Annotated in this window: 22 protein-coding genes; 21 read left to right on the forward strand and 1 reads right to left on the reverse strand. The window is 59.3% G+C overall.

Going from position 1 to position 25939, the window contains the following annotated elements; translation table 11 throughout:
- Positions 1 to 54 precede the first annotated feature (54 nt).
- The 21 genes from CRO62_RS19480 (at position 55) to trmB (ending at position 24986) form a co-directional block, all read left to right on the forward strand.
- Positions 55 to 2286, forward strand: coding sequence for a hybrid sensor histidine kinase/response regulator (locus CRO62_RS19480; RefSeq protein WP_097101344.1), 2232 nt, complete (start codon positions 55 to 57; stop codon positions 2284 to 2286).
- A 95-nt stretch (positions 2287 to 2381) separates the two neighbouring features.
- A complete protein-coding gene (locus CRO62_RS19485) occupies positions 2382 to 3263 on the forward strand; it encodes a GNAT family N-acetyltransferase (RefSeq protein ID WP_003514771.1) in 882 nt (293 codons plus the stop codon).
- Positions 3264 to 3453: 190 nt separating this feature from the next.
- The gene (gene mutS / locus CRO62_RS19490; RefSeq protein WP_097101345.1) at positions 3454 to 6105 is read left to right on the forward strand and encodes a DNA mismatch repair protein MutS; all 2652 of its coding nucleotides are present in this window, start codon (positions 3454 to 3456) and stop codon (positions 6103 to 6105) included.
- Between the two features lie 95 nt (positions 6106 to 6200).
- Complete coding sequence (locus CRO62_RS19495) at positions 6201 to 9029, forward strand: [protein-PII] uridylyltransferase (protein ID WP_003514778.1); 2829 nt, start codon at positions 6201 to 6203, stop codon at positions 9027 to 9029.
- A 7-nt stretch (positions 9030 to 9036) separates the two neighbouring features.
- A complete protein-coding gene (gene murJ, locus CRO62_RS19500; protein ID WP_003514779.1) occupies positions 9037 to 10626 on the forward strand; it encodes a murein biosynthesis integral membrane protein MurJ in 1590 nt (529 codons plus the stop codon).
- The gene (locus CRO62_RS19505; RefSeq protein WP_097101348.1) at positions 10626 to 11030 is read left to right on the forward strand and encodes a VOC family protein; all 405 of its coding nucleotides are present in this window, start codon (positions 10626 to 10628) and stop codon (positions 11028 to 11030) included. The genes murJ and CRO62_RS19505 overlap by 1 nt, the downstream gene beginning before the upstream one ends.
- 103 nt (positions 11031 to 11133) lie before the next feature.
- Entirely contained in the window at positions 11134 to 12198 is a 1065-nt protein-coding gene (gene trpS, locus CRO62_RS19510; RefSeq protein ID WP_097101350.1) for a tryptophan--tRNA ligase, read from the forward strand.
- A 115-nt stretch (positions 12199 to 12313) separates the two neighbouring features.
- Positions 12314 to 12805, forward strand: a complete 492-nt coding sequence (locus tag CRO62_RS19515; RefSeq protein ID WP_003514782.1) for a universal stress protein — start codon at positions 12314 to 12316, stop codon at positions 12803 to 12805.
- Between the two features lie 169 nt (positions 12806 to 12974).
- Positions 12975 to 13538 (forward strand): NifU family protein, encoded by a 564-nt coding sequence (locus CRO62_RS19520; protein WP_097101352.1) that lies wholly within the window; start codon positions 12975 to 12977, stop codon positions 13536 to 13538.
- 21 nt (positions 13539 to 13559) lie between these two features.
- The gene (tsaB, locus tag CRO62_RS19525; RefSeq protein ID WP_097101354.1) at positions 13560 to 14228 is read left to right on the forward strand and encodes a tRNA (adenosine(37)-N6)-threonylcarbamoyltransferase complex dimerization subunit type 1 TsaB; all 669 of its coding nucleotides are present in this window, start codon (positions 13560 to 13562) and stop codon (positions 14226 to 14228) included.
- Between the two features lie 39 nt (positions 14229 to 14267).
- Positions 14268 to 14762, forward strand: a complete 495-nt coding sequence (locus tag CRO62_RS19530; RefSeq protein WP_097101356.1) for a GNAT family N-acetyltransferase — start codon at positions 14268 to 14270, stop codon at positions 14760 to 14762.
- Between the two features lie 69 nt (positions 14763 to 14831).
- Positions 14832 to 15260: a Fur family transcriptional regulator gene (locus CRO62_RS19535; RefSeq protein WP_003514787.1), complete on the forward strand. Its 429-nt coding sequence runs from the start codon at positions 14832 to 14834 to the stop codon at positions 15258 to 15260.
- A 30-nt stretch (positions 15261 to 15290) separates the two neighbouring features.
- Positions 15291 to 16085, forward strand: coding sequence for a lysophospholipid acyltransferase family protein (locus tag CRO62_RS19540; RefSeq protein ID WP_097101358.1), 795 nt, complete (start codon positions 15291 to 15293; stop codon positions 16083 to 16085).
- Between the two features lie 64 nt (positions 16086 to 16149).
- Positions 16150 to 17553 (forward strand): tRNA (N6-isopentenyl adenosine(37)-C2)-methylthiotransferase MiaB, encoded by a 1404-nt coding sequence (gene miaB, locus CRO62_RS19545; RefSeq protein WP_179784579.1) that lies wholly within the window; start codon positions 16150 to 16152, stop codon positions 17551 to 17553.
- 40 nt (positions 17554 to 17593) lie between these two features.
- A complete protein-coding gene (locus CRO62_RS19550; protein WP_003514799.1) occupies positions 17594 to 18649 on the forward strand; it encodes a PhoH family protein in 1056 nt (351 codons plus the stop codon).
- A gap of 9 nt (positions 18650 to 18658) precedes the next feature.
- Complete coding sequence (ybeY, locus tag CRO62_RS19555) at positions 18659 to 19165, forward strand: rRNA maturation RNase YbeY (RefSeq protein WP_019564421.1); 507 nt, start codon at positions 18659 to 18661, stop codon at positions 19163 to 19165.
- A gap of 15 nt (positions 19166 to 19180) precedes the next feature.
- Positions 19181 to 20320, forward strand: a complete 1140-nt coding sequence (locus CRO62_RS19560) for a hemolysin family protein (protein ID WP_097101360.1) — start codon at positions 19181 to 19183, stop codon at positions 20318 to 20320.
- A 199-nt stretch (positions 20321 to 20519) separates the two neighbouring features.
- Complete coding sequence (gene lnt, locus CRO62_RS19565; protein ID WP_097101362.1) at positions 20520 to 22109, forward strand: apolipoprotein N-acyltransferase; 1590 nt, start codon at positions 20520 to 20522, stop codon at positions 22107 to 22109.
- A gap of 134 nt (positions 22110 to 22243) precedes the next feature.
- Positions 22244 to 22663, forward strand: coding sequence for a helix-turn-helix domain-containing protein (locus CRO62_RS19570; protein WP_003514807.1), 420 nt, complete (start codon positions 22244 to 22246; stop codon positions 22661 to 22663).
- A gap of 188 nt (positions 22664 to 22851) precedes the next feature.
- A complete protein-coding gene (metK, locus tag CRO62_RS19575) occupies positions 22852 to 24114 on the forward strand; it encodes a methionine adenosyltransferase (RefSeq protein WP_003514808.1) in 1263 nt (420 codons plus the stop codon).
- A 173-nt stretch (positions 24115 to 24287) separates the two neighbouring features.
- Positions 24288 to 24986, forward strand: a complete 699-nt coding sequence (gene trmB / locus CRO62_RS19580; RefSeq protein WP_097101364.1) for a tRNA (guanosine(46)-N7)-methyltransferase TrmB — start codon at positions 24288 to 24290, stop codon at positions 24984 to 24986.
- Between the two features lie 12 nt (positions 24987 to 24998).
- Here the strand turns inward: trmB and CRO62_RS19585 are convergent, their stop codons facing one another.
- On the reverse strand, positions 24999 to 25898 hold the full coding sequence (locus CRO62_RS19585; RefSeq protein WP_097101366.1) for a ribokinase: 900 nt from the start codon (positions 25896 to 25898) through the stop codon (positions 24999 to 25001).
- Positions 25899 to 25939 lie beyond the last annotated feature (41 nt).

Consider the following 25939-nt stretch of genomic DNA (forward strand, 5'->3'; position numbering starts at 1 on the left):
ATTTTAGCGTTTGAGCCAAACATATCAAAACCGCTGCCGTGGTAGCGGTTGTGCATGAGCGAACTGGCACGACTGCGGGAAAAATTATCAGATGGCCTCGCCGCCACCCCGGCGCAGCCGGCGGATCGCATCGACACGACATCTCACCATGTCGGTGCGGAGCGCGGGATAGATGGCAGATCGATCACGCTATACGTTGCCGCGTCATTGTCGGTGGGTGCCTTCTCCGCGGCCTTGATCGCGCTTGCGGTGCCTTATGCGGTCACCGTCGCCTTGGCATCCTTCTTTGGTGCGGTGCTGGTCGGTCTCCTGTCCTACGCCATGTTCGGCAAATCCTTCCAGTATTCCGACAAGCTATCTGCAGATGATCTGGATGTACGGCTACGCCAAACTCAAAACCGATCGCTGATTGCCGAGATCCAGGAGGCCATGGGCGATATCATCGTCATCCGCAATATGGATCGGCGCATCGTCGAGGCGAATGCGGTTTTTCGTGAAGTGACGGGCTGCTCGACCCCCGAAGGGCTGATCTGTGAGGAAATCGGCATCGCTTTCCGGCCGGGCGACAAGGCCCACGCTTATGATGTGGAAATCGCGACCCCGTTCGGTCAGCGCATTTTCTCCTGGCACGATGTCGTCACCCGCGATCTGGCAAGCAGTCGTCTTCTCATCAGCAGCATCGCGAGAGATGTCACCGAGGAGCGACTGGCACTCGGCGAGCGGGAAGACGCCCGGTTACGCGCTGAAAAGGCCGATGCCGAAAAGGCAAGGCTGCTTGCCACGGTTAGCCACGAGATCCGCCTGCCGCTTTCCGGCATGCTTGGCATGAACCATCTTTTGTCGCAGACGAAGCTCAACCAGGAGCAACGTAATTATCTCGACGGCATGAAGCAGTCCGGTCAGTCGCTGGTACAGCTGGTCGAGGACCTGCTGGATTATTCGACCATGGAGGCGGGCCGTTTCAAACTCAATCCGCGTGCGGAAAACCTGCGCCGGCTGATCGAGAGCATTGTCGAGATGCTGGCGCATCGTGCCCACGAAAAGGGCATCGAAATCACCTCCTTCGTCACGCCGGATGTGCCCGATTATCTGGATTTCGATCCGGCAAGGCTGCGTCAGGTTCTGTTCAACCTCCTCGGCAATGCCGTCAAATTCACGCAGGTGGGTGGGGTCGTCATCCGGGCGCGCATGGTTGAAGGCGAATTGCATATCACCGTCGAGGACACCGGCCCCGGCATGAGCCAAGCGGAACAGGCCCGTATCTTTGGCGAATTCGAACAGGCAGGCCCGATGTCGCAGCAAAGTGGGGGAACAGGGCTTGGGCTTGCGATTTCCGCCCGCATCGTGCGGGAATTCGGCGGCAGCCTCACGGTCTTCAGCCGCAAGGGTGAGGGCAGCACCTTCACGCTGGCATTCCGTCCGGGCAGTTCGTCCACCGGCACGCCGGACCCGGACCGGCGCCATTGCCTGCAGCATACCAATGTCCTGCTGATCGCGCCGAGGGGCGTGGCAGCGGCGGTGACGATGGAGGCGATCGAGGCTTTCGGCGGTAAATGCGCTCTTATCCACGAACCGGAGGATTTGGAAAGGCTGCACGATAAAGCTGCCGATCTCACCGATATCATTGTCGACAAGCGTATTTCACCTCTGTTCAGAGACGCGCTAAGGGACTGGCCGCAACAGAATGTCCGCCGCACGTTGCTGGTCAGTCCCGAAGAGCGGGCGTCGACCATGCATGTGTCCTTCGACGCCTGGTTGATACGGCCGCTGCGCGAAAAGTCCCTGATTGACGTCCTCTGCGGCCGTCTGCGCGGCATAGAACGGCGCGATGCCATCAACGACAACCATCCGGATGTGGGGTTTTCTTCACGGGTGACGGAGGGGGTAAGCGGCATCGATATCCTCGTGGCCGAGGACGACGCCGTCAATGCGCGCATCATCCGGGCCGTTCTGGAAAAAAGCGGTTACATCGTGCGCGGTGTCGACGATTTTCAGGCCCTGCAGCAAGCCGTGGCGCCGGGCACAACCCGCCTGCCGCACCTCATCATATCCGATCTCAATATGCCGGGTGGCGAGGGGCTTGAGGTGCTGCCGGAGCTTCTCGGCACGCTGAAGGGTGGAAGAAATATTCCGCTCATCGTGCTCAGCGGCGATGCGAGCGTTGAGACCGCCGAAATCCTGCTGAATGCCGGTGCGGCCAAGGTTTTGAACAAGCCTGCCGACCCGAGACGACTGGTCGAGGAAATCCGCCGCTTGCTGGAGGCGAAACGCCTGTTGCCATCATGACTTGAGAGACTCGCAATGGCTGCATTTTGTCACTATTCTGTCGTCAATTAGTGATTTATGACAGGAAAAATCTTTTGGTGGCGGAGCGATTCCCCATGGTTGCCGAAATCTACAGTCACGACATTTGTGAAAACAAAGTTGTTATTCATCCTCGTCCAGACACCGCTCAGGACAATGAGGGGCTTTTCGGCCGTATCGGCTCGCTGGAAACACGGCTCGCAAGAAACGAGCGGGAGATCGACGCGGCGCAGTCCGTGCGTTACCGGGTTTTCGTTGATGAAATGAAGGCGCGCCTTCCCGCAGACGCCATGCGCCGCAAGCGCGACATCGATGCCTGGGACAGTGTCTGCGACCATCTGCTCGTGCTCGACAAGGCGATTGAAGGCGACAGCGAAGACCAGATCGTCGGCACGTACCGTTTGCTGCGGCAGGAAACGGCGCTTGCCAATAACGGGTTCTATTCCGCAAGCGAGTTCGACATCGCCGGGCTGGTGGCGCGCCATCCGGGCAAGCGCTTCATGGAGCTTGGCCGCTCCTGCGTGCTGCCGGAATATCGCACCAAGCGGACGGTTGAGCTTTTGTGGCAGGGCAACTGGGCCTATGCCGTGAAACACCGCATGGATGCCATGATCGGTTGCGCCTCGTTCCCCGGCGTGCAGCCGGAAGCCCACGCGCTTGCTCTGTCCTTCCTGCATCACAATTGCGTTGCAAAGGGCGAATGGGCGGCTTCCGCTCTTCCCGAGCTTTATCACGAGATGGACCTGGTGCCGGCTGAGGCGCTGAACGCCCGCAAGGCGCTGAACGCCATGCCGCCGCTGATCAAGGGCTATATGCGTCTCGGCGCCATGTTCGGCTCCGGCGCCGTGGTGGACCATGCCTTCAACACGACAGATGTTCTCGTGGTCCTGCCGGTTTCCTCTATCGCCGGCCGCTACATCAGCTATTACGGCGGTGAGACCGAGCGCATCAACGGCTGACCGGTTTTAACTCGGATTTAGCGGGATGTTCCTGTGGGCAGCGGTCCCGTGTGTGTTGTCTTGGTGCGGCCATTGCCGCTAGTGTCGGCGCTCCCTTTCCGCAACACGATATGACATCGGCAAGCCATTGACGGACGTTTTGACCACCGCTTCCCTGATCTCGGAAGAGAGCCGCGCTACGGCCACTCCGATGATGGAGCAATATATCGAGATCAAGGCGAACAATCCCGGTTCGCTGCTGTTTTATCGCATGGGCGATTTTTACGAATTGTTCTTTGACGATGCGGTGGAAGCCTCGCGGTCGCTCGGCATCACGCTGACGAAACGCGGCCAGCATATGGGGCAGGATATTCCCATGTGCGGCGTTCCCGTTCACGCCGCCGATGATTATCTCCAGAAGCTCATCCTGCGCGGTTATCGCGTCGCCGTCTGCGAGCAGGTGGAGGACCCGGCCGAGGCGAAGAAGCGCGGATCGAAATCCGTGGTGAAGCGCGATGTGGTGCGGCTTGTCACACCAGGCACGCTCACCGAAGAAAAACTGTTGTCGCCGACGGAATCCAACTATCTGATGGCGCTTGCCCGTATCCGCGGCAGTGCCGAAGCGCAGTTCGCGCTCGCCTGGATCGATATTTCCACCGGCGTCTTCCGTCTGGCGGAAACCACCCTGACACGGCTTCTCGCCGATATCTGGCGTATCGACCCACGCGAGTTGATCGTGGCCGACAGCCTGTTCCACGACGAAGAGCTGAGGCCTGTTTTCGATGTCCTCGGCCGCGTGGCGGTGCCGCAACCGGCTATCCTATTCGACAGCGCGGTCGCGGAAGGGCGTATCGCACGTTATTTCAATGTCTCGACGCTGGACGGTTTTGGCGCTTTTTCACGCGTGGAAATGGCAGCAGCCGCAGCAGCCGTGGCCTATGTCGAAAAGACCCAAATTGCCGAGCGCCCGCCCCTTGGCGCACCGGAGCGCGAAAGCGCCGCCTCGACCCTCTTCATCGATCCCGCCACCCGCGCCAATCTGGAACTGGTAAAGACGTTATCGGGTGAAAGAGACGGATCGCTGCTGCATGCCCTTAACCGCACGGTAACCGGCGGCGGCGCGCGGCTTCTGGCGGAGCGGCTGATGTCGCCTTTGACCGACCCGGAAAAGATCAATGCCCGCCTCGATGCGGTTGGTTATCTCATCGATGACGTATCCCTCTGCGATGGCCTGCGCGATGCCTTGAAACACGTCGCGGATATGCCGCGTGCGCTTTCACGTCTGGCGCTGGAACGCGGTGGTCCGCGTGATCTCGGCGCTATAAGGCAGGGGCTGGTTTCGGCCGAAAAAATTGCAGCTATTCTCGATGATGGGCTGCTGCCGGATGAGCTGGCGACAGCTCTCAAGGATTTGAAAGCCTTGCCGGGCGGGCTTGAAGCGATGCTTGGCTCGATGCTCGCCGACGATCTGCCGCTTTTGAAGCGTGATGGCGGTTTTCTGCGTGAGGGCGCCAATCCAGAACTCGACGAGGTACGCGCGTTGCGCGACCAGTCGCGTCGTGTGATCGCCGGGCTGCAATTGAAATACGCCGATGAAACCGGCATCAAGTCGCTCAAGATCAAGCACAACAATGTGCTTGGTTACTTCATCGAGGTGACGGCGGGCAATGCCGATGTGATGATGGCGACGGACGAGGCCAAGGCGCGCTTCATCCACCGCCAGACCATGGCGGGTGCCATGCGCTTCACCACCACCGAGCTTGCCGATCTCGAAAGCCGCATCGCCAATGCCGCCGCACAGGCATTGACCATGGAGCTGGAGGCCTTCGCACGCATGGTTGAGGCCGTGGTGCAGCAGGCGGAAGCAATCAAGGCCGGCGCGGCGGCACTTGCAGTTATCGACGTTGCCTCGAGCCTTGCCTATCTGGCGACGGAGCACGCCTATTGCCGACCGATCGTCGATGCCTCCATGACCTTCCAGATCAAAGGCGGGCGCCATCCGGTGGTGGAACAGGCCCTGCGGCGCCAGTCGGCTGGGCCATTCATCGCCAATAATTGCGATCTGTCGGCTGCTGAGGGCGGCAAAAATGGCGCGATCTGGCTGCTCACCGGCCCGAACATGGGCGGTAAGTCGACTTTCCTGCGTCAGAATGCGCTCATTGCCATCCTTGCACAGATCGGCTCCTTCGTTCCGGCAGAAGCCGCCCATATCGGCATCGTAGACCGGCTGTTTTCCCGCGTCGGCGCATCGGATGACCTGGCGCGTGGCCGCTCGACCTTCATGGTGGAAATGGTGGAAACGGCCGCCATCCTCAATCAGGCGACGGATCGCTCGCTGGTCATTCTGGATGAGATCGGTCGTGGCACGGCAACCTTCGACGGCCTTTCGATCGCCTGGGCGGCGGTCGAGCATCTGCACGAGGTCAATCGTTGCCGTGGCCTCTTCGCCACGCATTTCCACGAACTGACGGTGCTGTCGGAAAAGCTTGGTCGCCTTTCCAATGCCACGATGCGGGTGAAGGAATGGGAAGGTGACGTCATCTTCCTGCACGAGGTCGGACCGGGTGCTGCGGATCGTTCCTACGGTATTCAGGTGGCAAGGCTCGCCGGACTTCCGGCATCGGTGGTGGAGCGCGCCCGTGAGGTGCTGACGAAGCTCGAAGATGCCGATCGCAAGAACCCGGCCAGTCAGCTGATCGACGATCTTCCGCTGTTCCAGATCGCGGTTCGCCGTGAGGAAACCCGCAAGGCTGGACCATCGAAGGTGGAAGAAGCTTTGAAAGCGTTCAACCCGGACGAAATGACGCCGCGTGAGGCATTGGACGCGCTCTATGCGTTAAAGAAAGAACTTGGCAAGGCTTAAGAGGATAGACTGCCTGTCCATCGCCTTTGAAACTCGCTATAGGACAATCCCATCGCAAGCGGTGGCTTTCCCACAGGACATGGATAACGGCATAAATGGCCATCAAGGACCTGGATTTTTCCGAAATTCTCGATGTTTCGGCGCTGAAGCGCGAATGCGACATCATCTTCAAGAACGACGGCAAGCGCATAGCCGATGTCAGGTCCGACCTGCTGCCGATCTTTCGCAAGGCCAGCACGGAAGGCCGGGAAAAGGCTCGCGAACTGCTGAAATCTGACGGCAGCGGCATCGACTGCGCCCGACGTATCTCCTGGCTCCAGGACCGGCTGATCGAAATCCTCTATGATCTCGCCTGCCAATATGTCTATCCGAAAGACGCACCGCAGATCGCCGTTGCAGCGGTGGGCGGTTACGGTCGCGGCACGCTGGCGCCGGGATCGGATATCGACCTTCTGTTCCTGCTGCCGGCCAAGAACACGCCGGATATGCACAAGGCCGTGGAGTTCGTGCTTTATCTGCTCTGGGATCTCGGCTTCAAGGTTGGCCACGCCACGCGAACGGTGGATGAGTGCGTCCGCCTGTCGAAATCCGATATGACCATCCGCACCGCCATTCTGGAAGTGCGGGCAATCTGCGGCAAAAAATCCCTGACCGATGATCTCGAAAAACGTTTCGAGTCGGAAGTCGTCACCGGTACCGGACCGGAATTCATCGCCGCCAAGCTGGCCGAGCGCGACCAGCGTCACCGCAAGGCGGGCGATACGCGCTATCTGGTGGAGCCGAACGTCAAGGAAGGCAAGGGTGGCCTGCGCGACCTGCACACGCTGTTCTGGATCGCCAAATATTATTACCATGTCCGCGATACGGCCGATCTCGTCAAGCTTGGCGTCCTGTCTAAGCGCGAACTCAGGCTGTTCGAAAAGGCCGATGATTTTCTCTGGGCCGTCCGTTGCCAGATGCATTTCATCACCAACAAGGCAGAAGAGCGCCTGTCCTTCGACATTCAGCGCGAGATCGCCGATGCGCTGGGCTACCAGCCACGCCCCGGGCTTTCCGCCGTCGAACGTTTCATGAAGCATTATTTCCTGGTGGCGAAGGATGTAGGTGACCTGACCCGCATCGTCTGCGCCGCACTGGAGGACAGGCAGGCAAAGGACGTGCCGGGCCTGTCGGGTGTTCTCAGCCGCTTTGCCCACCGCGTCCGCAAAATTCCCGGTTCTGTTGAATTCGTCGAGGATCGCGGACGCATCGCGCTGGCCAAGCCGGACGTGTTCAAAAACGATCCGGTCAATCTGATCCGGCTCTTTCACATCGCCGATATCAACAATCTCGAACTTCACCCGGATGCGCTGCGTGTCGTTACCCGGTCGCTGTCGCTGATCAACGACGGGCTTCGCGAGAACGAGGAGGCGAACCGGCTGTTTCTGGCGATCCTCACCTCGAGGCGGGATCCGGCGCTCACCTTGCGGCGCATGAACGAGGCTGGCGTCCTCGGCAAGTTCATTCCCGAATTCGGCAAGATCGTCGCGATGATGCAGTTCAACATGTATCATCACTATACCGTGGACGAACATCTGATCCGCTCGGTCGGCGTACTGTCGGAGGTGGACAAGGGAACGGCTGTGGATGCCCATCCGCTTGCCAACCAGCTGATGCCGGGTGTCGAGGAGCGTGAGGCACTTTATGTGGCCGTTCTGCTGCACGATGTGGCCAAGGGCCGGCAGGAGGATCACTCGATTGCCGGCGCGCGCGTGGCCCGCAAGCTTTGCCAGCGTTTCCGGCTGACCGGCAAGCAGACCGAAATGGTCGTCTGGCTGATCGAACAGCATCTTCTGATGTCGATGGTCGCCCAGACGCGCGACCTGCACGACCGCAAGACCATCACCGATTTCGCCGACAAGGTGCAATCCATGGAGCGGCTGAAGATGCTGCTTATCCTGACGGTCTGCGATATCCGCGCGGTCGGTCCGGGTGTCTGGAACGGCTGGAAGGGTCAGTTGCTCCGCTCGCTTTATTACGAGACCGAGCTGCTTCTCTCCGGTGGCTTTTCGGAAGTCTCACGCAAGGAAAGGGCGCATATTGCCCGTCAGGCGCTTTACGACGCGCTGGAAGACTGGGGCCAGAAGGCGAGGCGCAAATACACCAAGCTGCATTATGAGCCCTATCTGCTGACGGTGGCGCTGGAAGATCAGGTGCGTCACACCCGCTTCATCCGCGAGGCCGACAAGCAGGAAAAAGCGCTGTCGACCATGGTGCGCACACATTCCTTCCACGCCATCACCGAAATCACCGTGCTGGCGCCCGACCATCCGCGCCTGCTGTCGATCATTACCGGCGCCTGCGCTGCGGCCGGCGCCAACATTGCCGACGCGCAAATCTTCACCACATCCGATGGGCGGGCGCTCGATACCATCCTGATCAACCGCGAATTTCCGATCGACGAAGACGAGACGCGGCGCGGCAACAATGTCGGCAAGCTGATCGAAGAGGTTCTGTCCGGTCGTCAGCGCCTGCCGGAAATGATTGCCACTCGCACCAAGAGCCGGAGGAAGAAAAGCGCCTTCACCATTCCGCCCTCCGTCATCATTTCCAACGGGCTTTCGAACAAGTTCACCGTTATCGAGGTCGAGTGCCTGGACCGGCCGGGGCTTCTGGCGGATATGACGGCTGTCATTGCCGATCTGTCGCTGGATATTCATTCCGCACGCATCACCACCTTCGGCGAGAAGGTCATCGACACATTCTACGTGACTGATCTCTTCGGCCAGAAGGTCACCAACGACAACCGGCAGGCCAGCATTGCCACGCGCCTGAAGGCCGTGATGAGCGAGCAGGAAGACGAATTGCGCGATCGCATGCCAAACGGCATCATCGCCCATCCCGATGTGGCGGCGTTGCCGGCCACGCGCACGGCAAAGGCTTGAAATTCCCATGAGCTTGATCGGAAAGTTCGCCACGGTCGGCACGGCCACGCTCGGAAGCCGTATCTTCGGTTTCCTCCGCGAGACCCTGATGGCCGCAGCCGTCGGTACCGGCCCGGTCGCCGATGCCTTCAATGCTGCCTTCCGGTTCCCGAACACCTTCCGGCGCCTTTTTGCCGAAGGCGCGTTCAACTCGGCCTTCGTGCCGCTTTTTGCCAAGGAAATCGAGGCGAACGGCATGGAGGGTGCAAGACGCTTTTCCGAAGAAGTTTTCGGCGTTCTGTTCACCGTACTTCTGGCTTTGACGATCCTGATGGAACTGTCGATGCCGTTCATCGTGCGCACCGTTATTGCGCCGGGCTTTCTGGAAGACCCGGTGAAATTCGACAACACCGTCCGTCTCGCGACCATCATGTTTCCCTATCTCGCCTGCATGTCGCTGGCGGCGATGATGGGTGGCATGCTGAATTCGCTGCACCGTTATTTCGCTGCCGCGATTGCGCCGGTCTTCCTGAACATCATTCTCATTGGTGTTCTGATGCTGGCCTGGTGGAAGCACTACGACCCGCTTCAAGTGGGTTATGCCCTGTCCTGGGGTGTCATGGCGGCGGGTGTGGTGCAGCTTGGCATCGTCTGGATCGCCGTGCGCAATGCCGGCATGCGGATCGGTTTCCGCAGACCCCGGCTGACGAAGAATGTCCAGCGCCTGCTGGTCCTTGCTTTGCCGGCCGCGATCACCGGCGGCATCACCCAGATCAATCTCCTGATCAACACCAATATCGCGTCTGCCGGCGAGGGTGTGATCTCCTCGCTTGCCTATGCCGACCGGATTTACCAGCTGCCGCTCGGTGTCGTCGGCATCGCCGTTGCCACCGTGCTTTTGCCGGAACTGGCGCGGGCTTTGCGTGGCGGACATATGGTCGAGGCGGGAAGCCTGCAAAACCGCTCGGTCGAATTCGTGCTGTTTTTGACATTGCCCGCCGCCGCTGCCCTTCTCGTCATGGCGGAACCCATCGTGCGCTTTCTGTACGAGCGCGGCAATTTCGCGCCTTCGGCCACCGTCACCGTTGCGCAGATCCTCGGTATTTATGGCCTCGGCCTGCCGGCTTTCGTGCTGATAAAGGCGTTCATTCCCGGCTTCTTTGCCCGCGAGGACACCCGCACCCCGATGATTTTCGCGGCGATTTCCGTGGTTGTGAACGTCTCTCTGGCGCTGACGTTGTTTCCGCGTCTCGGCGGTCCGGGCATCGCCATTGCCGAGATCACCGCCGGCTGGGTCAATGCCGCCCTGCTGTTCGGCATGCTGTTGTGGCGGGGTCACTGGCATGTGGACATTCCGCTCCTCACCCGCATTCCGCGCTTGCTGCTGGCCGCCGCCCTTATGGCGGGCTTCGTTCACTATGCGCTGACCTATCTGAGCTTCGAGCTGTCCTCCGCCTCCTCCATTTTCGTTCGCGCGGGAACCATCATGGGCCTCGTGCTCTCCGCCATGCTCGTTTATTTCGTGCTGGCCTTCGTTTCCGGCGGTGCCGATCTCGGCATGGTCAAGAGAGCCATCAAAAAGCGCCGCAACAAGAATGCCCAGACGGAGACAAGCTGATGTCCTTTGCCGAAAACCGTCGCATCGCCCTCATTACCCTTGTTGTGGACGATTACGACCGGGCAAAGGCGTTTTATTGCGGGGTTCTGGGGTTCGATTGCATTTCCGACCAACCTCTTGATGACGGTAAACGCTGGCTGGTGGTGAAGCCTCAAGGGACCGACGGCTGCGCCCTCTTGCTTGCCGAGGCGGATGGTGAGGCGCAGCGTCTTGCCATCGGCAACCAGACCGGCGGCCGTGTCGGGTTTTTCCTGCATACCGACGATTTCGGCCGTGACTACGAGACGATGCTTGCGCGGGGCGTGCGCTTTCTGGAAGAACCGCGCCATGAGGTTTATGGCTCCGTCGCGGTCTTTGCGGATCCTTATGGAAATCACTGGGATCTTCTTCAGCCGCGCGGCTGACGCGCCCTGAAACCGCTTGATTGCGAGGGGCTGTAGGTGCATAAGCGCGCGTGCAATTCCAACCACGGGGCGGGGCCCTCCACAAGCCTTTTCGAGGACGACAATGAACGCATTCAAGCCGCTGGTTTTCTCGGGCGTCCAGCCGACCGGCAATCTGCATCTCGGCAATTATCTCGGCGCCATTCGCAAATTCGTGGCTTTGCAGGAAGATAACGACTGCATCTATTGCGTAGTCGACATGCATGCCATCACCGCCCAGCTCGTTCATTCGGACCTGAAGGCGCAGACCCGCTCGATCGCTGCCGCCTTCATTGCCGCAGGCATCGATCCGGTGAAGCATATCGTCTTCAACCAGTCGGCTGTGCCGCAGCATGCCGAACTCGCCTGGATCTTCAATTGCGTGGCGCGCATCGGCTGGATGGAGCGCATGACGCAGTTCAAGGACAAGTCCGGCAAGAATGCCGAGCAGGTGTCCCTTGGGCTACTTGCCTATCCGAGCCTGATGGCTGCTGACATTCTCGTCTACCGCGCGACCCACGTTCCTGTCGGCGACGACCAGAAGCAGCATCTGGAACTGGCCCGCGACATCGCCCAGAAATTCAACATCGATTTCGGCGACCATATCCGCAACGCCGGTCTCGGCCTCGACATCACGGTGGGCAATGAGCCGGTGCATGCCTATTTCCCGATGGTGGAGCCGCTGATCGGTGGTCCGGCACCGCGGGTGATGTCGTTGAAGGACGGCACCAAGAAGATGTCGAAGTCCGATCCGTCGGATCTGTCGCGCATCAACCTCATGGACGATGTCGACGCCATTTCGAGAAAGATCAAGAAGGCGAAGACGGACCCGGATGCACTGCCGAGCGAAGTGGAAGGCCTGAAGGGCCGCCCGGAGGCCGAAAACCTCGTTGGTATCTATGCGGCACTGTCTGACAAGACGAAAGCGGAGGTTCTTGCCGAATTCGGCGGACAGCAGTTCTCGGCCTTCAAGCCGGCTCTCGTCGAGCTTGCCGTCAATGTGCTTGCTCCGGTCAACAACGAGATGCGCCGCCTTCTCGACGATCCCACCCACATCGATGCCATCCTCACACAGGGTGGTGAGCGCGCGCGCGCGATCGCCGAAAACACGATGAACGAGGTGCGCGACATCATCGGGTTCCTGCGCTGACCAGGTATCGCCTTGCGGATCACGGCGGGCGGTTTGCGCCTGTCGTGATTTGATATAATCTCCGCCCGAACCGTCGGGCGGTTTTTCGGATCGCGGCGGACACAGGGAGTGCGGAATGGTTTCAAAACGGCTGTCGCGTCTGGAAGGGCATCGTCGCAAATTTCTCGCTGTTATCGATGACACACCGGAATGCGAAAGGGCCGTGCATTATGCCGGTCGTCGCGCCAAGAACTCCAATGGCGGACTGGTTCTGCTCTACATGATACCGGAAGGCGATTTCCAGCAGTGGCTGGGCGTCGAGCAGATCATGCGGGCCGAGGCACGCGAGGAGGCGGAAGCAACGCTTGCCAAGATCGCCCAGAAGGTCCGTGAGACCATCGGCATCGAGCCGGAGGCAGTGATCCGTGAAGGCGGCGCAACCGAACAGATCCACGGGCTTATCGAGGAAGACCGCGATATTGCCATTCTGGTTTTGGCGGCAGGATCAACGAAGGAAGGGCCGGGACCGCTCGTCTCCTCCATCTCAGGACGCGGTGCGGCCTTCCCCATCCCCGTCACCGTGCTGCCGGATACGCTGACGGATGAGGAAATCGACGCCCTTTGCTGACCTTTGTCCGGCCCTGAAAGGCAGGGACGGATTCGGGCAAGAAGTTGGGGCTGACGATTTCTTGAATGTAATTATCATGTCAGGGCTTGAAGTAAGGCTTCGCCAGGCGTATTTTTTGGAAGAATTCTAAATTGCGGGGCGTGAACGGCGACCTCGAAGGAGACAGATAATGTTCATTCAGACGGAAGCCACGCCGAACCCCGCGACCCTCAAGTTCCTGCCGGGCAAGGTGGTGCTGGAAAGCGGCACGGCTGAGTTTCTCAACCCAGCGCAGGCGCAGGCCTCGCCGCTGGCAGAGCGTCTCTTCACCATTCCGGGTGTCACCGGCGTTTATTTCGGCTTCGATTTCATTACCGTCACCAAGGATGACGCCGAATGGCAGCATCTGAAGCCCGCCATTCTCGGTTCGATCATGGAGCATTTCATGTCCGGCCGCCCCATCATGGGCAGCGCCATTGCGGCTGAAGTGTCGGATGAGGAAGGCGAGTTCTTTGAAGCGGGTGACGAAACCATCGTCGCCACCATCAAGGAACTGCTGGATACCCGCGTCCGCCCCGCCGTGGCGCAGGATGGCGGCGATATCACTTTCCGTGGTTTCCGCGACGGCACCGTGTTCCTGAACATGAAGGGCGCCTGCTCCGGTTGCCCGTCCTCCACCGCCACGCTGAAGCACGGCGTCCAGAACCTGCTTCGCCATTTCGTGCCGGAAGTGCGCGAAGTCGAAGCTGTATGACGTTATAAGCCAGGCCGCGCCATGATTGCTCTCGCACTCGATACCTCAGGTGTGGACTGTTCCGCCTGCGTCTATGACAGCGCCTCCGACACGGTGCTTGGCGAGGTATGCGAAACCATCGGAAAAGGTCATGCCGAGCGGCTGATGGCTGTGATTGATGGTGCTCTGCAGCAGGCGCAGCTGCCGCTTCAGAAAGTCGGGCGCATCGCGGTAACGATCGGACCAGGTTCCTTTACCGGCATTCGCGTCGGCGTTGCCGCAGCGCGTGGTTTTGCCCTGTCACTCGGCATAGAGGCAGTCGGCGTAACCACGCTCGAGACTATCGCCTTGCATCATCTGATGGAAAATCCCGGTCGGCCAGTGGCTGTCGGGCTCGACGCAAAACGGGGCGAAGCCTACCTCCAGACATTTGCAGAGGATGGATCGCCGCTCCGCGAGGCCGCGCTTTTGTCTCTGGAGGATGCCAAAACGGCTCTCTCCGGTTTCGATGGTGCCATTGTCGGTTCCGCCGCACCCCTTTTTCAGGGTTTCGACGCGGGGTCAGGGCCTGATCATTTTCCGATTTCCACTGTCGCGCGGGCGGGTGGACGCAAGCCGAAAGGCATGCCGAAACCCGCACCGCTTTACCTTCGCGGCCCGGATGCCCGGCCGCAGACGGGTTTTGCGCTGGCACGCCAGAGCGTTGCCTGATAGGTGGCACCCGTAAATGCGTGCGGATGATTCCTTGTTATGTTTGACGAATATCTAAGCTGGAAGCCCTATTTCGAGATTGTGCCGATGCAGCATGAGGATTGCGCCGGCGTGGCGGAGTTGCATGCGCTGCGCTTTCCGCGCCCCTGGAATGACGGGGAGTTTTCCGGGCTGTTGACGCAAGGCTCGGTTTTCGGTGCCGTCGCGCGGCAGACGAACGCATTTTTCAGCAAACCGCTTGGTGGTTTCGTGCTTGCGCGCGAAGTGGCCGGCGAGGCGGAAATCCTGACCGTTGCGGTGGCCGACAAGTTCGCGCGCACCGGCCTCGGCTGGCGCCTGATGCAATCGGCCGTCCGTGAGGCGATGATGCGCGGTGCCGAAACGATGTTCCTGGAAGTGGACAGCAACAATGCCTCCGCTCTGGGACTTTATAAAAAGCTCGGCTTCAAAACGGTCGCTGAGCGCAAGGCCTATTACACCGCCAGGGATGGCGCGAAGTCGACGGCGCTTGTCATGCGCCGCGATCTTCGCTAGTTCCCTGCGACAGGCATTTTTCGGCGACAGCCCCGAAATTCAACCGGAATACTCAAAAGGCCAGAAGACGTGATAGACCTTTCGAAAACGCTGGAGGAACTTTGTGCCGAACGCGGCATGCGGATGACGGACCAGCGCCGTGTCATCGCCCGTGTGCTGCAGGAATCGGCAGACCATCCGGATGTCGAGGAGCTTTACCGCCGTTCCTCCGCCGTTGATCCGCGCATCTCGATTTCTACCGTTTACAGAACGGTGAAGCTGTTCGAGGACGCCGGCATCATCGAGCGTCATGATTTTCGCGATGGCCGCTCGCGTTACGAGACCGTGCCTGAGGAACATCACGATCATCTGATCGATCTGAAGAACAGTGTGGTCATCGAGTTTCATTCACCCGAGATCGAGGCGCTTCAGGAAAAGATCGCCAGGGAACATGGCTTCAAGCTCGTTGATCACCGGCTCGAACTCTACGGTGTACCGTTGAAGCCCGGCGAACATTGAGACGCTGGTGAGCAAGCGCACGGTTCAATCATGATGTGGCTTCGGACAGCCTATATTGCGGTCGTTCTCCTGATCGTCACGCTTATATTGCTGCCGCTGCAACTGTTGGGCCTTGCCTTCGACTTGCGGCTTCGTCGCCGTATTCCCCGCATCTGGCACCGCATAGCCTGCCATGTTCTTGGCATCCGCGTGCATGTCCATGGGGATGTGGAGCGGGCAAAACCGCTCATGCTGGCGGTCAACCACGCCTCGTGGAAGGACATTCTCGTTCTCGGCAGTATTGCCGACGTGGTGTTCATCGCCAAGACGGAAGTGCGTGACTGGCCCGTCTTCGGCTGGCTCGCCCGTCTGCAGAAAAGTATCTTCGTCCAGCGCGAGCAGAAGCGCAGCACCGGTGCGCAGGTCGGCGAGATCGCCGCCCGCATGGCCGATGGCGAGATCGTCGTGTTGTTCCCGGAAGGCACCACCTCTGACGGTAACCGCATGCTTGCCGTCAAATCCTCGCTGTTTGGCGCAGCCTCCACGGCTGCCGAGCAGGTTCCGGGCAAGCTCGTTTATGTGCAGCCGGTCGCGATCGCCTACACGCGGGTGCAGGGCATGGCCATGGGGCGGTATCACCGGGTCATTGCGGCATGGCCGGGCAGCATAACTCTGGTGCCGCATCTGCTCGGTATCATCAGGGCAGGTGCTATCGACGTCGACGTTACATTCGGCGACAGCGTTCCGTTTCACAGCACGGATAACCGCAAGCGTCTGGCGACCGATATCGCCGCTTCTATCCGTTCCATGTTGGCTTTCAGCCTGCGTGGTGGCTGGCGGAAATAGAGCATTGCAGCTTTTCCGGTATTTTTCTGTTTAATCCGGGCGTGAAAAACACTAGATAACCGCCATGACCCAGGAAACGCTTGGCCTCGACGCCCCCGAAATGATTGCCCGCGAGGGCTCTAACAGCAGGAAGGTCTTCATCAAGACCTATGGCTGTCAGATGAACGTGTACGATTCCGTCCGCATGAGCGATGCGCTTGCGAAGGACGGTTACGTTCAGACGGAGGATATGGGCGAGGCGGATCTGGTGCTTCTGAACACCTGTCACATCCGCGAGAAGGCCGCTGAAAAGGTCTATTCGGCGCTCGGTCGCCTGCGCGACATGAAAAAATCGCGCGAAGAACAGGGCCGCGAATTCGTGATCGGCGTTGCCGGATGCGTGGCGCAGGCGGAAGGCGAGGAAATCCTTCGCCGTGCGCCTGCCGTCGATGTCGTCATCGGCCCGCAGACCTATCACCGCCTGCCTGACGCCCTGAAGCGGGTGCGCGGCGGCGAGCGCGTCATCGAGACCGAATATGCGGTCGAGGACAAGTTCGAACATCTGCCGGTGGCCGAAAAGGCAACACTGCGTACGCGCGGCGTCACGGCATTTTTGACGGTGCAGGAAGGCTGCGACAAGTTTTGCACCTTCTGTGTTGTGCCCTATACGCGTGGTTCGGAAGTTTCGCGCCCCGTGCGCCAGATCGTCGATGAGGCGATGAAACTGGTGGATGCCGGCGTGCGCGAGATCACGCTGCTTGGCCAGAACGTCAATGCCTGGCAGGGCGAAGGCCCGAAGGGCGAAAAATGGGGACTTGCCGAGCTTCTTTACCGGCTGGCGGAAATTCCCGGTCTTGCCCGCCTTCGTTATACCACGAGCCATCCGCGCGACATGGATGACCGCTTGATTGGCGCACATCGCGATCTGCGCATTCTGATGCCCTATCTGCATCTGCCTGTTCAGTCCGGGTCGGATCGCATTCTGAAGGCGATGAACCGTCGCCACACGGGTGAGGAATATATCCAGCTCATTGAAAAAATCCGGGCCGTCCGCCCTGATATCGCCATGTCCGGGGATTTTATTGTTGGCTTCCCCGGCGAGACGGATCGTGATTTCGAAGACACGATGGCGATCATCGAAAAGGTGAAATATGCGCAGGCCTTTTCATTCAAATATTCCACACGCCCCGGAACGCCGGGCGCCGATCTGACGGATCAGGTTGCGGAAGAGGTCAAGGCCGAGCGGCTGGAACGATTGCAGGCGCTGCTCTTGCGGCAGCAGAAGGAATTTGCGGAATCGCTGGTCGGAAAGACGATGGATGTGTTGCTGGAAAAGCCCGGCCGCATGCCTGAACAGTTGATAGGTCGCTCTCCCTGGCTGCAATCTGTGAATCTTGATGCAAAGACTTTGAAAATCGGTGACATTGTTAATGTACGAATCACCGCAACGGGTCCAAACAGCTTGTTTGCCGAGGTGGCAGAGAGTTAGAGTGAGGAGCCGACACTGATTGGGACAGGAGCCTGACCGCTTGAACGCACATGAATTGGTATCACCTTCATCGCGCCAGCCACGCCAAGCCGCGACCGACGCCAATCACTTCGTCCTCACGTTCGAGAATAACAGGATAGCGGGAGAGCTATTCGGTCAGTTCGATCAGAACCTCAAATTGCTGGAACAACGCCTCAACATCGATGCGCGCCCGCGCGGCAATTCCGTTGCCATCACCGGCGATGTCGTTGCCACCAATCAGGCTCGCCGGGCGCTGGATTTCCTTTACGAGCGTCTGCTCAAGGGCGGAACCGCCGAGGTTTCCGACGTGGAGGGCGCGATCCGCATGGCCATGGCGGCAGACGACCAGCTGACCTTGCCGACGATGGAGCGCAAGGCGAAGATCTCCATGGCGCAGATTTCCACGCGCAAGAAGACCGTCGCTGCCCGCACGCCGACGCAGGATGTCTACATGCGGGCGCTGGAGCAATCCGAACTGGTTTTCGGCGTCGGCCCCGCCGGCACCGGCAAGACCTATCTTGCCGTGGCGCATGCGGCGCAACTTCTGGAGCGTGGTGCGGTCGACCGCATCATCCTCTCGCGTCCCGCAGTGGAGGCGGGCGAACGCCTTGGCTTCCTGCCGGGCGACATGAAGGAGAAGGTCGATCCTTATCTGCGCCCGCTTTACGACGCGCTTTACGACATGATGCCGGGTGACAAGGTGGAGCGCGCCATTCAGGCGGGCGTCATCGAAATCGCTCCGCTGGCCTTCATGCGCGGACGCACGCTTGCCAACGCCGCCGTCATTCTGGACGAAGCCCAGAACACCACGACCATGCAGATGAAAATGTTCCTCACCCGTCTCGGTGAGAAAGGCCGCATGATCGTGACCGGCGACCCAAGCCAGGTGGACCTTCCGCGCGGTGTGAAGTCAGGCCTTGTCGAGGCCCTGCAAATCCTCACCGACGTGGAAGGTGTATCCGTCGTGCGCTTCAAGGATGTGGACGTCGTGCGCCATCCGATGGTGGCGCGCATCGTGCGGGCGTACGAATCCCACACGGCGGTGCCGGATGAAAGCCTCGTGAAGGGCAACTGACGCAAGACAATGACAGCTCTGGATATTCAAATCAGCGTCGAGGCCGAAGGCTGGTCCTCGGAAGAGGACCTTCTTGCCTTCGCCACCAAGGCGCTGGATGCAGCGGTTGATTTTTTGAAGCGGGAAGAGAAACAACCCTTCCCGAAAATGCCGGTGGAACTGTCGCTGGTCTTTACCGACGATGAAAATATCCGGGAAATCAATGCCGAATGGCGCGACAAGGACAAGGCAACCAATGTCTTGTCTTTCCCCGCTTTTCCGCTGGAACCGGGCGGCATGCCCGGCCCGATGCTGGGCGATATCGTCATCGCGCGCGAGACGGTTGAACGCGAGGCTCTTGAACTTGAGAAGAGTTTCGAGGATCATCTGACCCATCTTCTTGTTCATGGGTTCCTGCACCTGTTCGGTTATGACCACATGGATGAGGAGGAGGCGGAAGAAATGGAGTCGCTTGAGACTCGCATTTTGGCGGTGCTTGGCCTATCTGATCCTTACGCGGGACAGGAACCGCTTTGAATATTGTCTGGAGCCATGAACGAACATTCTGCACGACCTGCCAATGAGGGCAGAGAAAACGGCGAGCAGTCCTCCTCGGAGGAGGGCAGTAGTCATTTACGGAACGACTCCAATGCAAAGCCGAGATCGACGATCTGGTCGCGCATTGGACGGTTGCTGAAACCGTCACAGGGCGAGCGCCTGCGCGAGGATTTGACCGACGCGCTGATGGACGACACCGAAATCGGTGCCGCCTTTTCGCCCGAAGAGCGGGCGATGCTGAACAATATCCTGCGTTTCCGGGAGGTTCGGGTCGAAGATATCATGATCCCACGCGTGGATATCGACGGTCTCGACCAGAATATGACCATCGGCGAAGCTCTGATCCTCTTTGAGGAAACCGGGCGCTCCCGCATGCCGGTCTACGATGAGACGCTGGATAATCCGAAGGGCATGATCCACATTCGCGATCTGCTGGCCTATGTCGCCAAGCAGGCGCGCAACAAGCGCCGGGTGGGATCGCGTGGCGTTGCTTATGGCGAGGCGAAGGCTTCGCGCTCGCCGCGACCGAATTTTGACCTGGCACGGGTGGATCTGGAACAGACGGTCGCCGATGCCGGGCTGGTGCGTAAAATTCTTTTTGCACCCCCCTCCATGCTGGCCTCAGATCTTCTGAAGACCATGCAGGCACAGAGAACACAGCTTGCCCTGGTGATCGATGAATATGGTGGCACGGACGGTCTCGTCAGCCATGAGGACATCGTCGAGATGGTCGTGGGTGACATTGATGACGAGCATGACAAGGACGAGACGATGTTTTCGCGTCTGTCCGCTGACGTGCTGGTGGCGGATGCCCGCGCCGAACTTACGGAACTTGCCGAGGCAATCGGACCGGAATTCGATGTCCGCGAGCATCTTGAAGAAATCGATACGCTCGGCGGCCTGATATTCTTCGCGCTCGGCCGCATTCCGGCCAAGGGTGAAGTGGTCCGGGCCGTACCCGGTTTCGAGTTCCAGATCCTCGATGCGGATACGAGGCGTATCAAGGGTGTCCGTATCGTCCGCAATCACGGCTCGGAAGGGCAGGATGACCGCGCGCCGGGTGATGCCGATGAGGTTATTCCGCTGCCCGCGCCGGATGTTCGCCTCATCACCCACCAGCAAAACGCTGACTGAGGTGGGCGACGGGATGCTCCCCGTCGCCTCCGCTCCTTGAACGCGTCATCAAGAGTCCAAAAGGACGCACGGTGCTCCGGCGACCATCCCTTCTGTGGACTGCGAATCTTTTTTCCTTTACGTCGAGTCTAAAGGGAAATTCCTTTGCGCGGCCATGCCGGGGTTGGGCTTTTCCGGGTGGGCATTAAACGGAGATGGCATGGAGCGTCTTGCAGGCAGGGTAATGCTGGCCGGCGGCAAAAGCCGCGCAGTGATGGCGATTGCCGCAGGCGCGGTTGGAGCGCTGGCCTTGCCTCCGGTCGGCTTTTTCGCGGCGCTTTTTTTGTCGTTCACCCTGCTTGTCTGGTTGGTCGATGGCTGCACCGGCAAGCCGGGCGGCGGCATCTTCAGCCGCATCATGCCCGCTTTCGGCATCGGTTGGTGTTTCGGACTTGGTTATTTCGTGGCGGGCCTGTGGTGGCTGGGCAATGCGCTCCTGTTGGAAGCTGACGAGTTCGCCTGGGCGCTACCGCTCGCCATCCTCGGCCTTCCGGCTTTTCTCGCCGTGTTTTACGGTTTTGCGGTCGCAGCCGCCAATATCGTCTGGTCGGACGGTCTCGGCCGTATAGCCGCACTTGCGGCCGCATTCGGCCTTTTGGAATGGCTCCGCAGCTTCATAGCAACTGGCTTTCCCTGGAACGCCATCGGTTACGGCATCATGCCTGTGCCGATCATGATGCAGTCGGCGCATCTGCTTGGTCTTTTTGGTGTCACCACGCTTGCCGTTTTCATCTTCGCCGCGCCTGCCTTGATCGGCACGAAAAAAGGCATGTGGCCGGGTCTCATTGTGGCGGGCCTGCTGCTGGCTGGCCATTTTGGTTATGGCTCTTACCGCCTTCAGACACCGTTGGAGACACCTGCGGATGCGCTGACCGTGAGGATCGTGCAGCCGTCGATCGACCAGTCCCGCAAGATGCTGAATGCAGACAGGGCCGAGATTTTCAGCGAGCATCTGCGCTTGACGGGCCTGCAGCCCGGCGAAGGAAAAAAACGCCCAGATATCATCGTCTGGCCGGAGACCTCCGTGCCTTTCATCCTGACGCAAAATCCGGACGCTCTGGCGGAAATCGCCAAGACGCTGGAAGACGGGCAGGTCCTGTTTACCGGTGCGGTCAGAATGGAAGATGCCGGTGCCGGCCGGCCTCCGCGTTACTACAATTCGGTCTATGCGATTGACAGTCAGGGCGAGATCATCGGCGCGACCGACAAGGTCCATCTGACACCCTTTGGAGAATATGTTCCTTTCGAAGATATTCTACGGGGATTCGGCATCAATAATGTCATCAGCCTGCCGGGCGGCTTTTCAGCCGCCTCTTCGCGCACGCCTTTGACGCTTCCTTCCGGTAAAACCTTCTATCCCCTGATCTGCTACGAGATCATTTTTCCCGAAGAGATGACCCCTGGTCTGGCGGGTGCCGCAGCGATCCTGAACGTCACGAATGATGGCTGGTTCGGCGATACGCCCGGCCCTTATCAGCATTTTCTGCAGGCAAGAGTACGGGCCGTTGAAACGGGAGTGCCGGTGATTCGCGGCGCTAATACCGGAATTTCCGCCGTTATAGACCCCTATGGTCGTATTATTGCCGGGTTGGACTACGGCCGGGTCGGAATTGTTGACGCCACCTTGAGTGGTGGGTCAAATGATGCTGTTACTTACGACATACATCGGACGTATTTCTGGTTGATTTTTTCTATCATGCTGACCGTTGCGGTATTTTCTGCCTGGCGTTTTGCCCGGCGCCAGAATTGACCGGGAACCCCTACAATTGCATAGTGAATACGTCAGTCGTAAAACAAGTTTAGACGTTGTCGAAATGCCAGCTCATTTCTTCGAATAAGCAATGAAACGAGATATCAACCCTTTCCGAGTGTCAGGACCGCATGATGACCGAAAATAAGAAAAAGCCTAACCCCATCGACATTCATGTCGGAAGCCGAATTCGTCTTCGCAGAACCATGCTGGGCATGAGCCAGGAAAAGCTGGGTGAAAGCCTCGGAATTACCTTTCAGCAAATTCAGAAGTATGAAAAGGGCACGAACCGCGTGGGCGCCAGCCGCCTGCAGAATATCTCCGCGATCCTGAATGTGCCGGTTTCCTTCTTCTTCGAGGACGCGCCGGGCGACCAGGCCGTCGGCACGACGGGCATGGCAGAAGCATCGAGTTCCAATTACGTGGTGGATTTCCTGTCGTCTGCCGAAGGCTTGCAGCTGAACCGCGCTTTCGTGAAGATCGCCGACCCGAAGGTTCGCCGCCGCCTCGTTGATCTCGTCAAGTCGCTCGCCGCCGAAGGGGATGCCGAGTAGCACTCGCAGGCGACTCCTTTATTTTCCAGCGTGCGGCGCTGGACACTCAACGGTCCGCAAGGGCCGTTTTTTTGTGCCCAATTAGAAAGGAATTCTCACATAAAGATATATTTATGTGGTTGTGTCCTTGTCTTTCATGGCCGAAATGACTAACAAACTCGAAGACCGTTCTTTGAGGGGAATCCCGCATGCGTGCCAATTACCTGTTCACCAGCGAGTCCGTGGCCGAAGGTCATCCGGACAAGGTTTGTGACCGTATTTCCGATGAAATCGTGGATCTCATCTATCGTGAGGCATCCAAGACGGGTGTCGACCCCTGGACCGTGCGCATCGCATGCGAAACGCTTGCGACGACGAACCGCGTCATTATCGCCGGTGAGGTTCGGGTTCCCGATACCCTGCTGAAAAAGGACAAGGACGGCAAGGTTCTCAAGGATGCTGCCGGCCACCCGGTCATCAATCCCTCGAAGTTCAAGTCTGCTGCCCGCAAGGCGATCCGCGACATCGGCTACGAGCAGGACGGTTTCCACTGGAAGACGGCGAAGATCGACGTCCTCCTGCATCCGCAGTCGGCGGATATCGCGCAGGGCGTGGACAACGCCTCCGACAAGCAGGGCGACGAGGGTGCCGGCGACCAGGGCATCATGTTCGGTTACGCCTGCAAGGAAACGCCGGACCTGATGCCGGCTCCGATCTATTATTCCCACCGTATTCTGCAGCTGCTCGCGACCGCCCGTAAAAGCGGCGAAGGCGAAGCTGCGAAACTCGGTCCGGACGCCAAGAGCCAGGTGACCGTTCGTTACGTCGACGGCAAGGCTTCGGAAGCCGTGTCCATCGTTTTGTCCACGCAGCATCTCGATGCCAGCTGGGATTCGAAGAAGGTTCGCGAAGTTGTCGAACCTTATATCCGCGAAGCTCTGGGTGACCTGAAGATCGCCGATGATTGCCAGTGGTATATTAACCCGACGGGCAAATTCGTCATCGGTGGTCCCGATGGCGATGCGGGTCTGACCGGCCGCAAGATCATCGTGGACACCTATGGCGGTGCTGCGCCCCATGGCGGCGGCGCATTCTCCGGCAAGGACACGACCAAGGTCGACCGTTCCGCGGCCTATGCTGCCCGCTATCTGGCCAAGAACGTGGTGGCTGCCGGTCTGGCCGAGCGCTGCACCATTCAGATCTCCTACGCGATCGGCATCGCCCAGCCTTTGTCGATCTATGTCGATCTGCACGGTACCGGCAAGGTCAGCGAAGATCAGGTCGAAGGCGCCATCCGCAAGGTCATGGATCTGTCGCCGTCGGGCATTCGCCGTCATCTCGATCTCAACAAGCCGATCTATGCCAAGACGTCCTCCTACGGCCATTTCGGTCGCAAGGCGGGTCGTGACGGTTCCTTCTCCTGGGAGAAGCTCGATCTGGTGAAGCCGCTCAAGGAAGCTTTGAGCGCTTGAAGCATTTCCAGTAAAATTGCGTAGCGATTTTACGTCCGGAAAATGCGGGGACTTGTTCTAAGTCTTGTCATTCGACGGGGATTGAGAGATACCGGTTGCACCATTTGTAACCCGCATAGTGCCATGCAAGTGGCCCTGTGCGGGTTTAGTCTATTTGTTCTTGAGAGTATGACATGACGGAAGAGCGGCGTTCGCGCGCAACGGAAGCGTTTTTTGGCCGACGCAAGGGCAAGCCCCTGCGCAATCAGCAGATCGATACGATCGAAAACCTGCTGCCTTTGCTGAAAATCGATCTGGAAAGCGCGCCTCCGAAAAATCTCGTCGCTCTCTTTCCGGCGGATGTGAAATCGGTCCGTCTGGAAATCGGTTTCGGCGGCGGCGAGCACCTTGCCCACCGCGCGGTTGAAAATCCTGAGACCGGCTTTATCGGCGTCGAGCCCTTCGTCAATTCCATGGCCAAGCTGCTGGCAAGCGTGCGTGAAGGCGAGTTGATGAATATCCGCCTTTACGATGATGACGCGACGCAATTGCTGGATTGGCTGCCGGATGGGTCGATCGATCACATCGATCTTCTCTATCCCGATCCCTGGCCGAAGAAGAAGCACTGGAAGCGCCGTTTCGTTTCCGACGTCAATCTTGCCCGTTTCCATCGCGTCCTGAAACCCGGTGGCAAGTTCTGCTTTGCTTCCGATATCGATACCTACGTCAACTGGACGCTACAGCATTGCACCCGCCACGGCGGTTTCGAGTGGACGGCGGCAAGTGCCGAGGACTGGCACACCCCCTATGCCAACTGGCCGGGCACGCGTTATGAGAACAAGGCGAAAAGAGAAGGCCGCAGCTCGGCCTATCTCACTTTCATTCGCATTTAACAGCTCGAACCGTCAGATATTCGCGTCCACTTCGGCTGCGACCGGAATGGAAGGCTGGGCGCCGGTGCGGGTGCAGGCGAGCGAGCCTGCGACGGCGGCGCGCTTCAGCGCCTTTTCGAAATCCATACCCTGATCGAGGCTGGCGGCGAGATAACCGCAGAACGTATCGCCAGCGCCAACGGTATCGACCGGCTCGATCCTGAGACCGGACGCCTTGAAGACCTTGCCGTTGCGAATGGCGATCACGCCATCAGCACCAAGCGTCACGATCAATGTCTGGCCGGTCTGCTCATGCAGGGATTTGAGTTCGTTTTCCCGTTCGGAGGCTGAAAGCCCGTTTTTGCCGATCAGCAGTTCGAACTCTGTTTCATTGGCGATGACGATATCGGCAAGGCTAGCAAGGCGCGGCCCGTCCGCGGTCAGCGGCGCAGTATTGATGATAGTGGTGATGCGTTTAGCCTTCGCGGCCGTCAGTGCTGCTTCGATTGAGGGTGCGGGCACCTCGAACTGAAGCATCAGAATATCACCCGCTGCCATCTCCGCCACGGCTCTTGCCGCGTCGGATGCGGAAACTTCGCCATTGGCGGCGGGAATGACCGAGATCATGTTCTCCCCGCCTTCACCGATCAGGATTACGGCGGTTCCCGTGGGGCCTGGCGCGGTCTTGACGAGCGACAGGTCGGTGCCGGCATCGCGCAGCAATGTCAGCGCTGGCGCGGCAAAGGTGTCATCACCCGTAGCGCCCGCCATTTTGACCGTTGCACCTGCGCGCCGTGCGGCAAGCGCCTGATTGGCTCCCTTTCCGCCGGCCGCCGTGGAAAAGGTGTCTCCCGTTACGGTTTCACCGGGTTTGGGCAGGCGTTTGGCGGTGGCGACGAGATCCATGTTGATGGAGCCGAAAACAGTAATCATCAGGGCATGTCCGTATGAAATTCAAAGCAAGGCGGCGACTT

The organism is Rhizobium sp. AN6A (assembly GCF_900215635.1).
Classification (GTDB): domain Bacteria; phylum Pseudomonadota; class Alphaproteobacteria; order Rhizobiales; family Rhizobiaceae; genus Agrobacterium; species Agrobacterium tumefaciens.

Coding starts and splice junctions, on each gene's coding strand:
- mutS (WP_097101345.1), top strand. CDS start 3,454: ATGATGGAGCAATATATCGAGATCAAGGCGAACAATCCCGGTTCGCTG.
- CRO62_RS19485 (WP_003514771.1), top strand. CDS start 2,382: ATGGTTGCCGAAATCTACAGTCACGACATTTGTGAAAACAAAGTTGTT.
- CRO62_RS19495 (WP_003514778.1), top strand. CDS start 6,201: ATGGCCATCAAGGACCTGGATTTTTCCGAAATTCTCGATGTTTCGGCG.
- CRO62_RS19505 (WP_097101348.1), top strand. CDS start 10,626: ATGTCCTTTGCCGAAAACCGTCGCATCGCCCTCATTACCCTTGTTGTG.
- CRO62_RS19480 (WP_097101344.1), top strand. CDS start 55: ATGAGCGAACTGGCACGACTGCGGGAAAAATTATCAGATGGCCTCGCC.
- miaB (WP_179784579.1), top strand. CDS start 16,150: ATGACCCAGGAAACGCTTGGCCTCGACGCCCCCGAAATGATTGCCCGC.
- CRO62_RS19520 (WP_097101352.1), top strand. CDS start 12,975: ATGTTCATTCAGACGGAAGCCACGCCGAACCCCGCGACCCTCAAGTTC.
- CRO62_RS19585 (WP_097101366.1), bottom strand. CDS start 25,898: ATGATTACTGTTTTCGGCTCCATCAACATGGATCTCGTCGCCACCGCC.
- CRO62_RS19560 (WP_097101360.1), top strand. CDS start 19,181: ATGAACGAACATTCTGCACGACCTGCCAATGAGGGCAGAGAAAACGGC.
- lnt (WP_097101362.1), top strand. CDS start 20,520: ATGGAGCGTCTTGCAGGCAGGGTAATGCTGGCCGGCGGCAAAAGCCGC.
- ybeY (WP_019564421.1), top strand. CDS start 18,659: ATGACAGCTCTGGATATTCAAATCAGCGTCGAGGCCGAAGGCTGGTCC.
- metK (WP_003514808.1), top strand. CDS start 22,852: ATGCGTGCCAATTACCTGTTCACCAGCGAGTCCGTGGCCGAAGGTCAT.
- murJ (WP_003514779.1), top strand. CDS start 9,037: ATGAGCTTGATCGGAAAGTTCGCCACGGTCGGCACGGCCACGCTCGGA.
- CRO62_RS19530 (WP_097101356.1), top strand. CDS start 14,268: ATGTTTGACGAATATCTAAGCTGGAAGCCCTATTTCGAGATTGTGCCG.
- tsaB (WP_097101354.1), top strand. CDS start 13,560: ATGATTGCTCTCGCACTCGATACCTCAGGTGTGGACTGTTCCGCCTGC.
- trmB (WP_097101364.1), top strand. CDS start 24,288: ATGACGGAAGAGCGGCGTTCGCGCGCAACGGAAGCGTTTTTTGGCCGA.
- CRO62_RS19570 (WP_003514807.1), top strand. CDS start 22,244: ATGACCGAAAATAAGAAAAAGCCTAACCCCATCGACATTCATGTCGGA.
- CRO62_RS19515 (WP_003514782.1), top strand. CDS start 12,314: ATGGTTTCAAAACGGCTGTCGCGTCTGGAAGGGCATCGTCGCAAATTT.
- CRO62_RS19540 (WP_097101358.1), top strand. CDS start 15,291: ATGATGTGGCTTCGGACAGCCTATATTGCGGTCGTTCTCCTGATCGTC.
- trpS (WP_097101350.1), top strand. CDS start 11,134: ATGAACGCATTCAAGCCGCTGGTTTTCTCGGGCGTCCAGCCGACCGGC.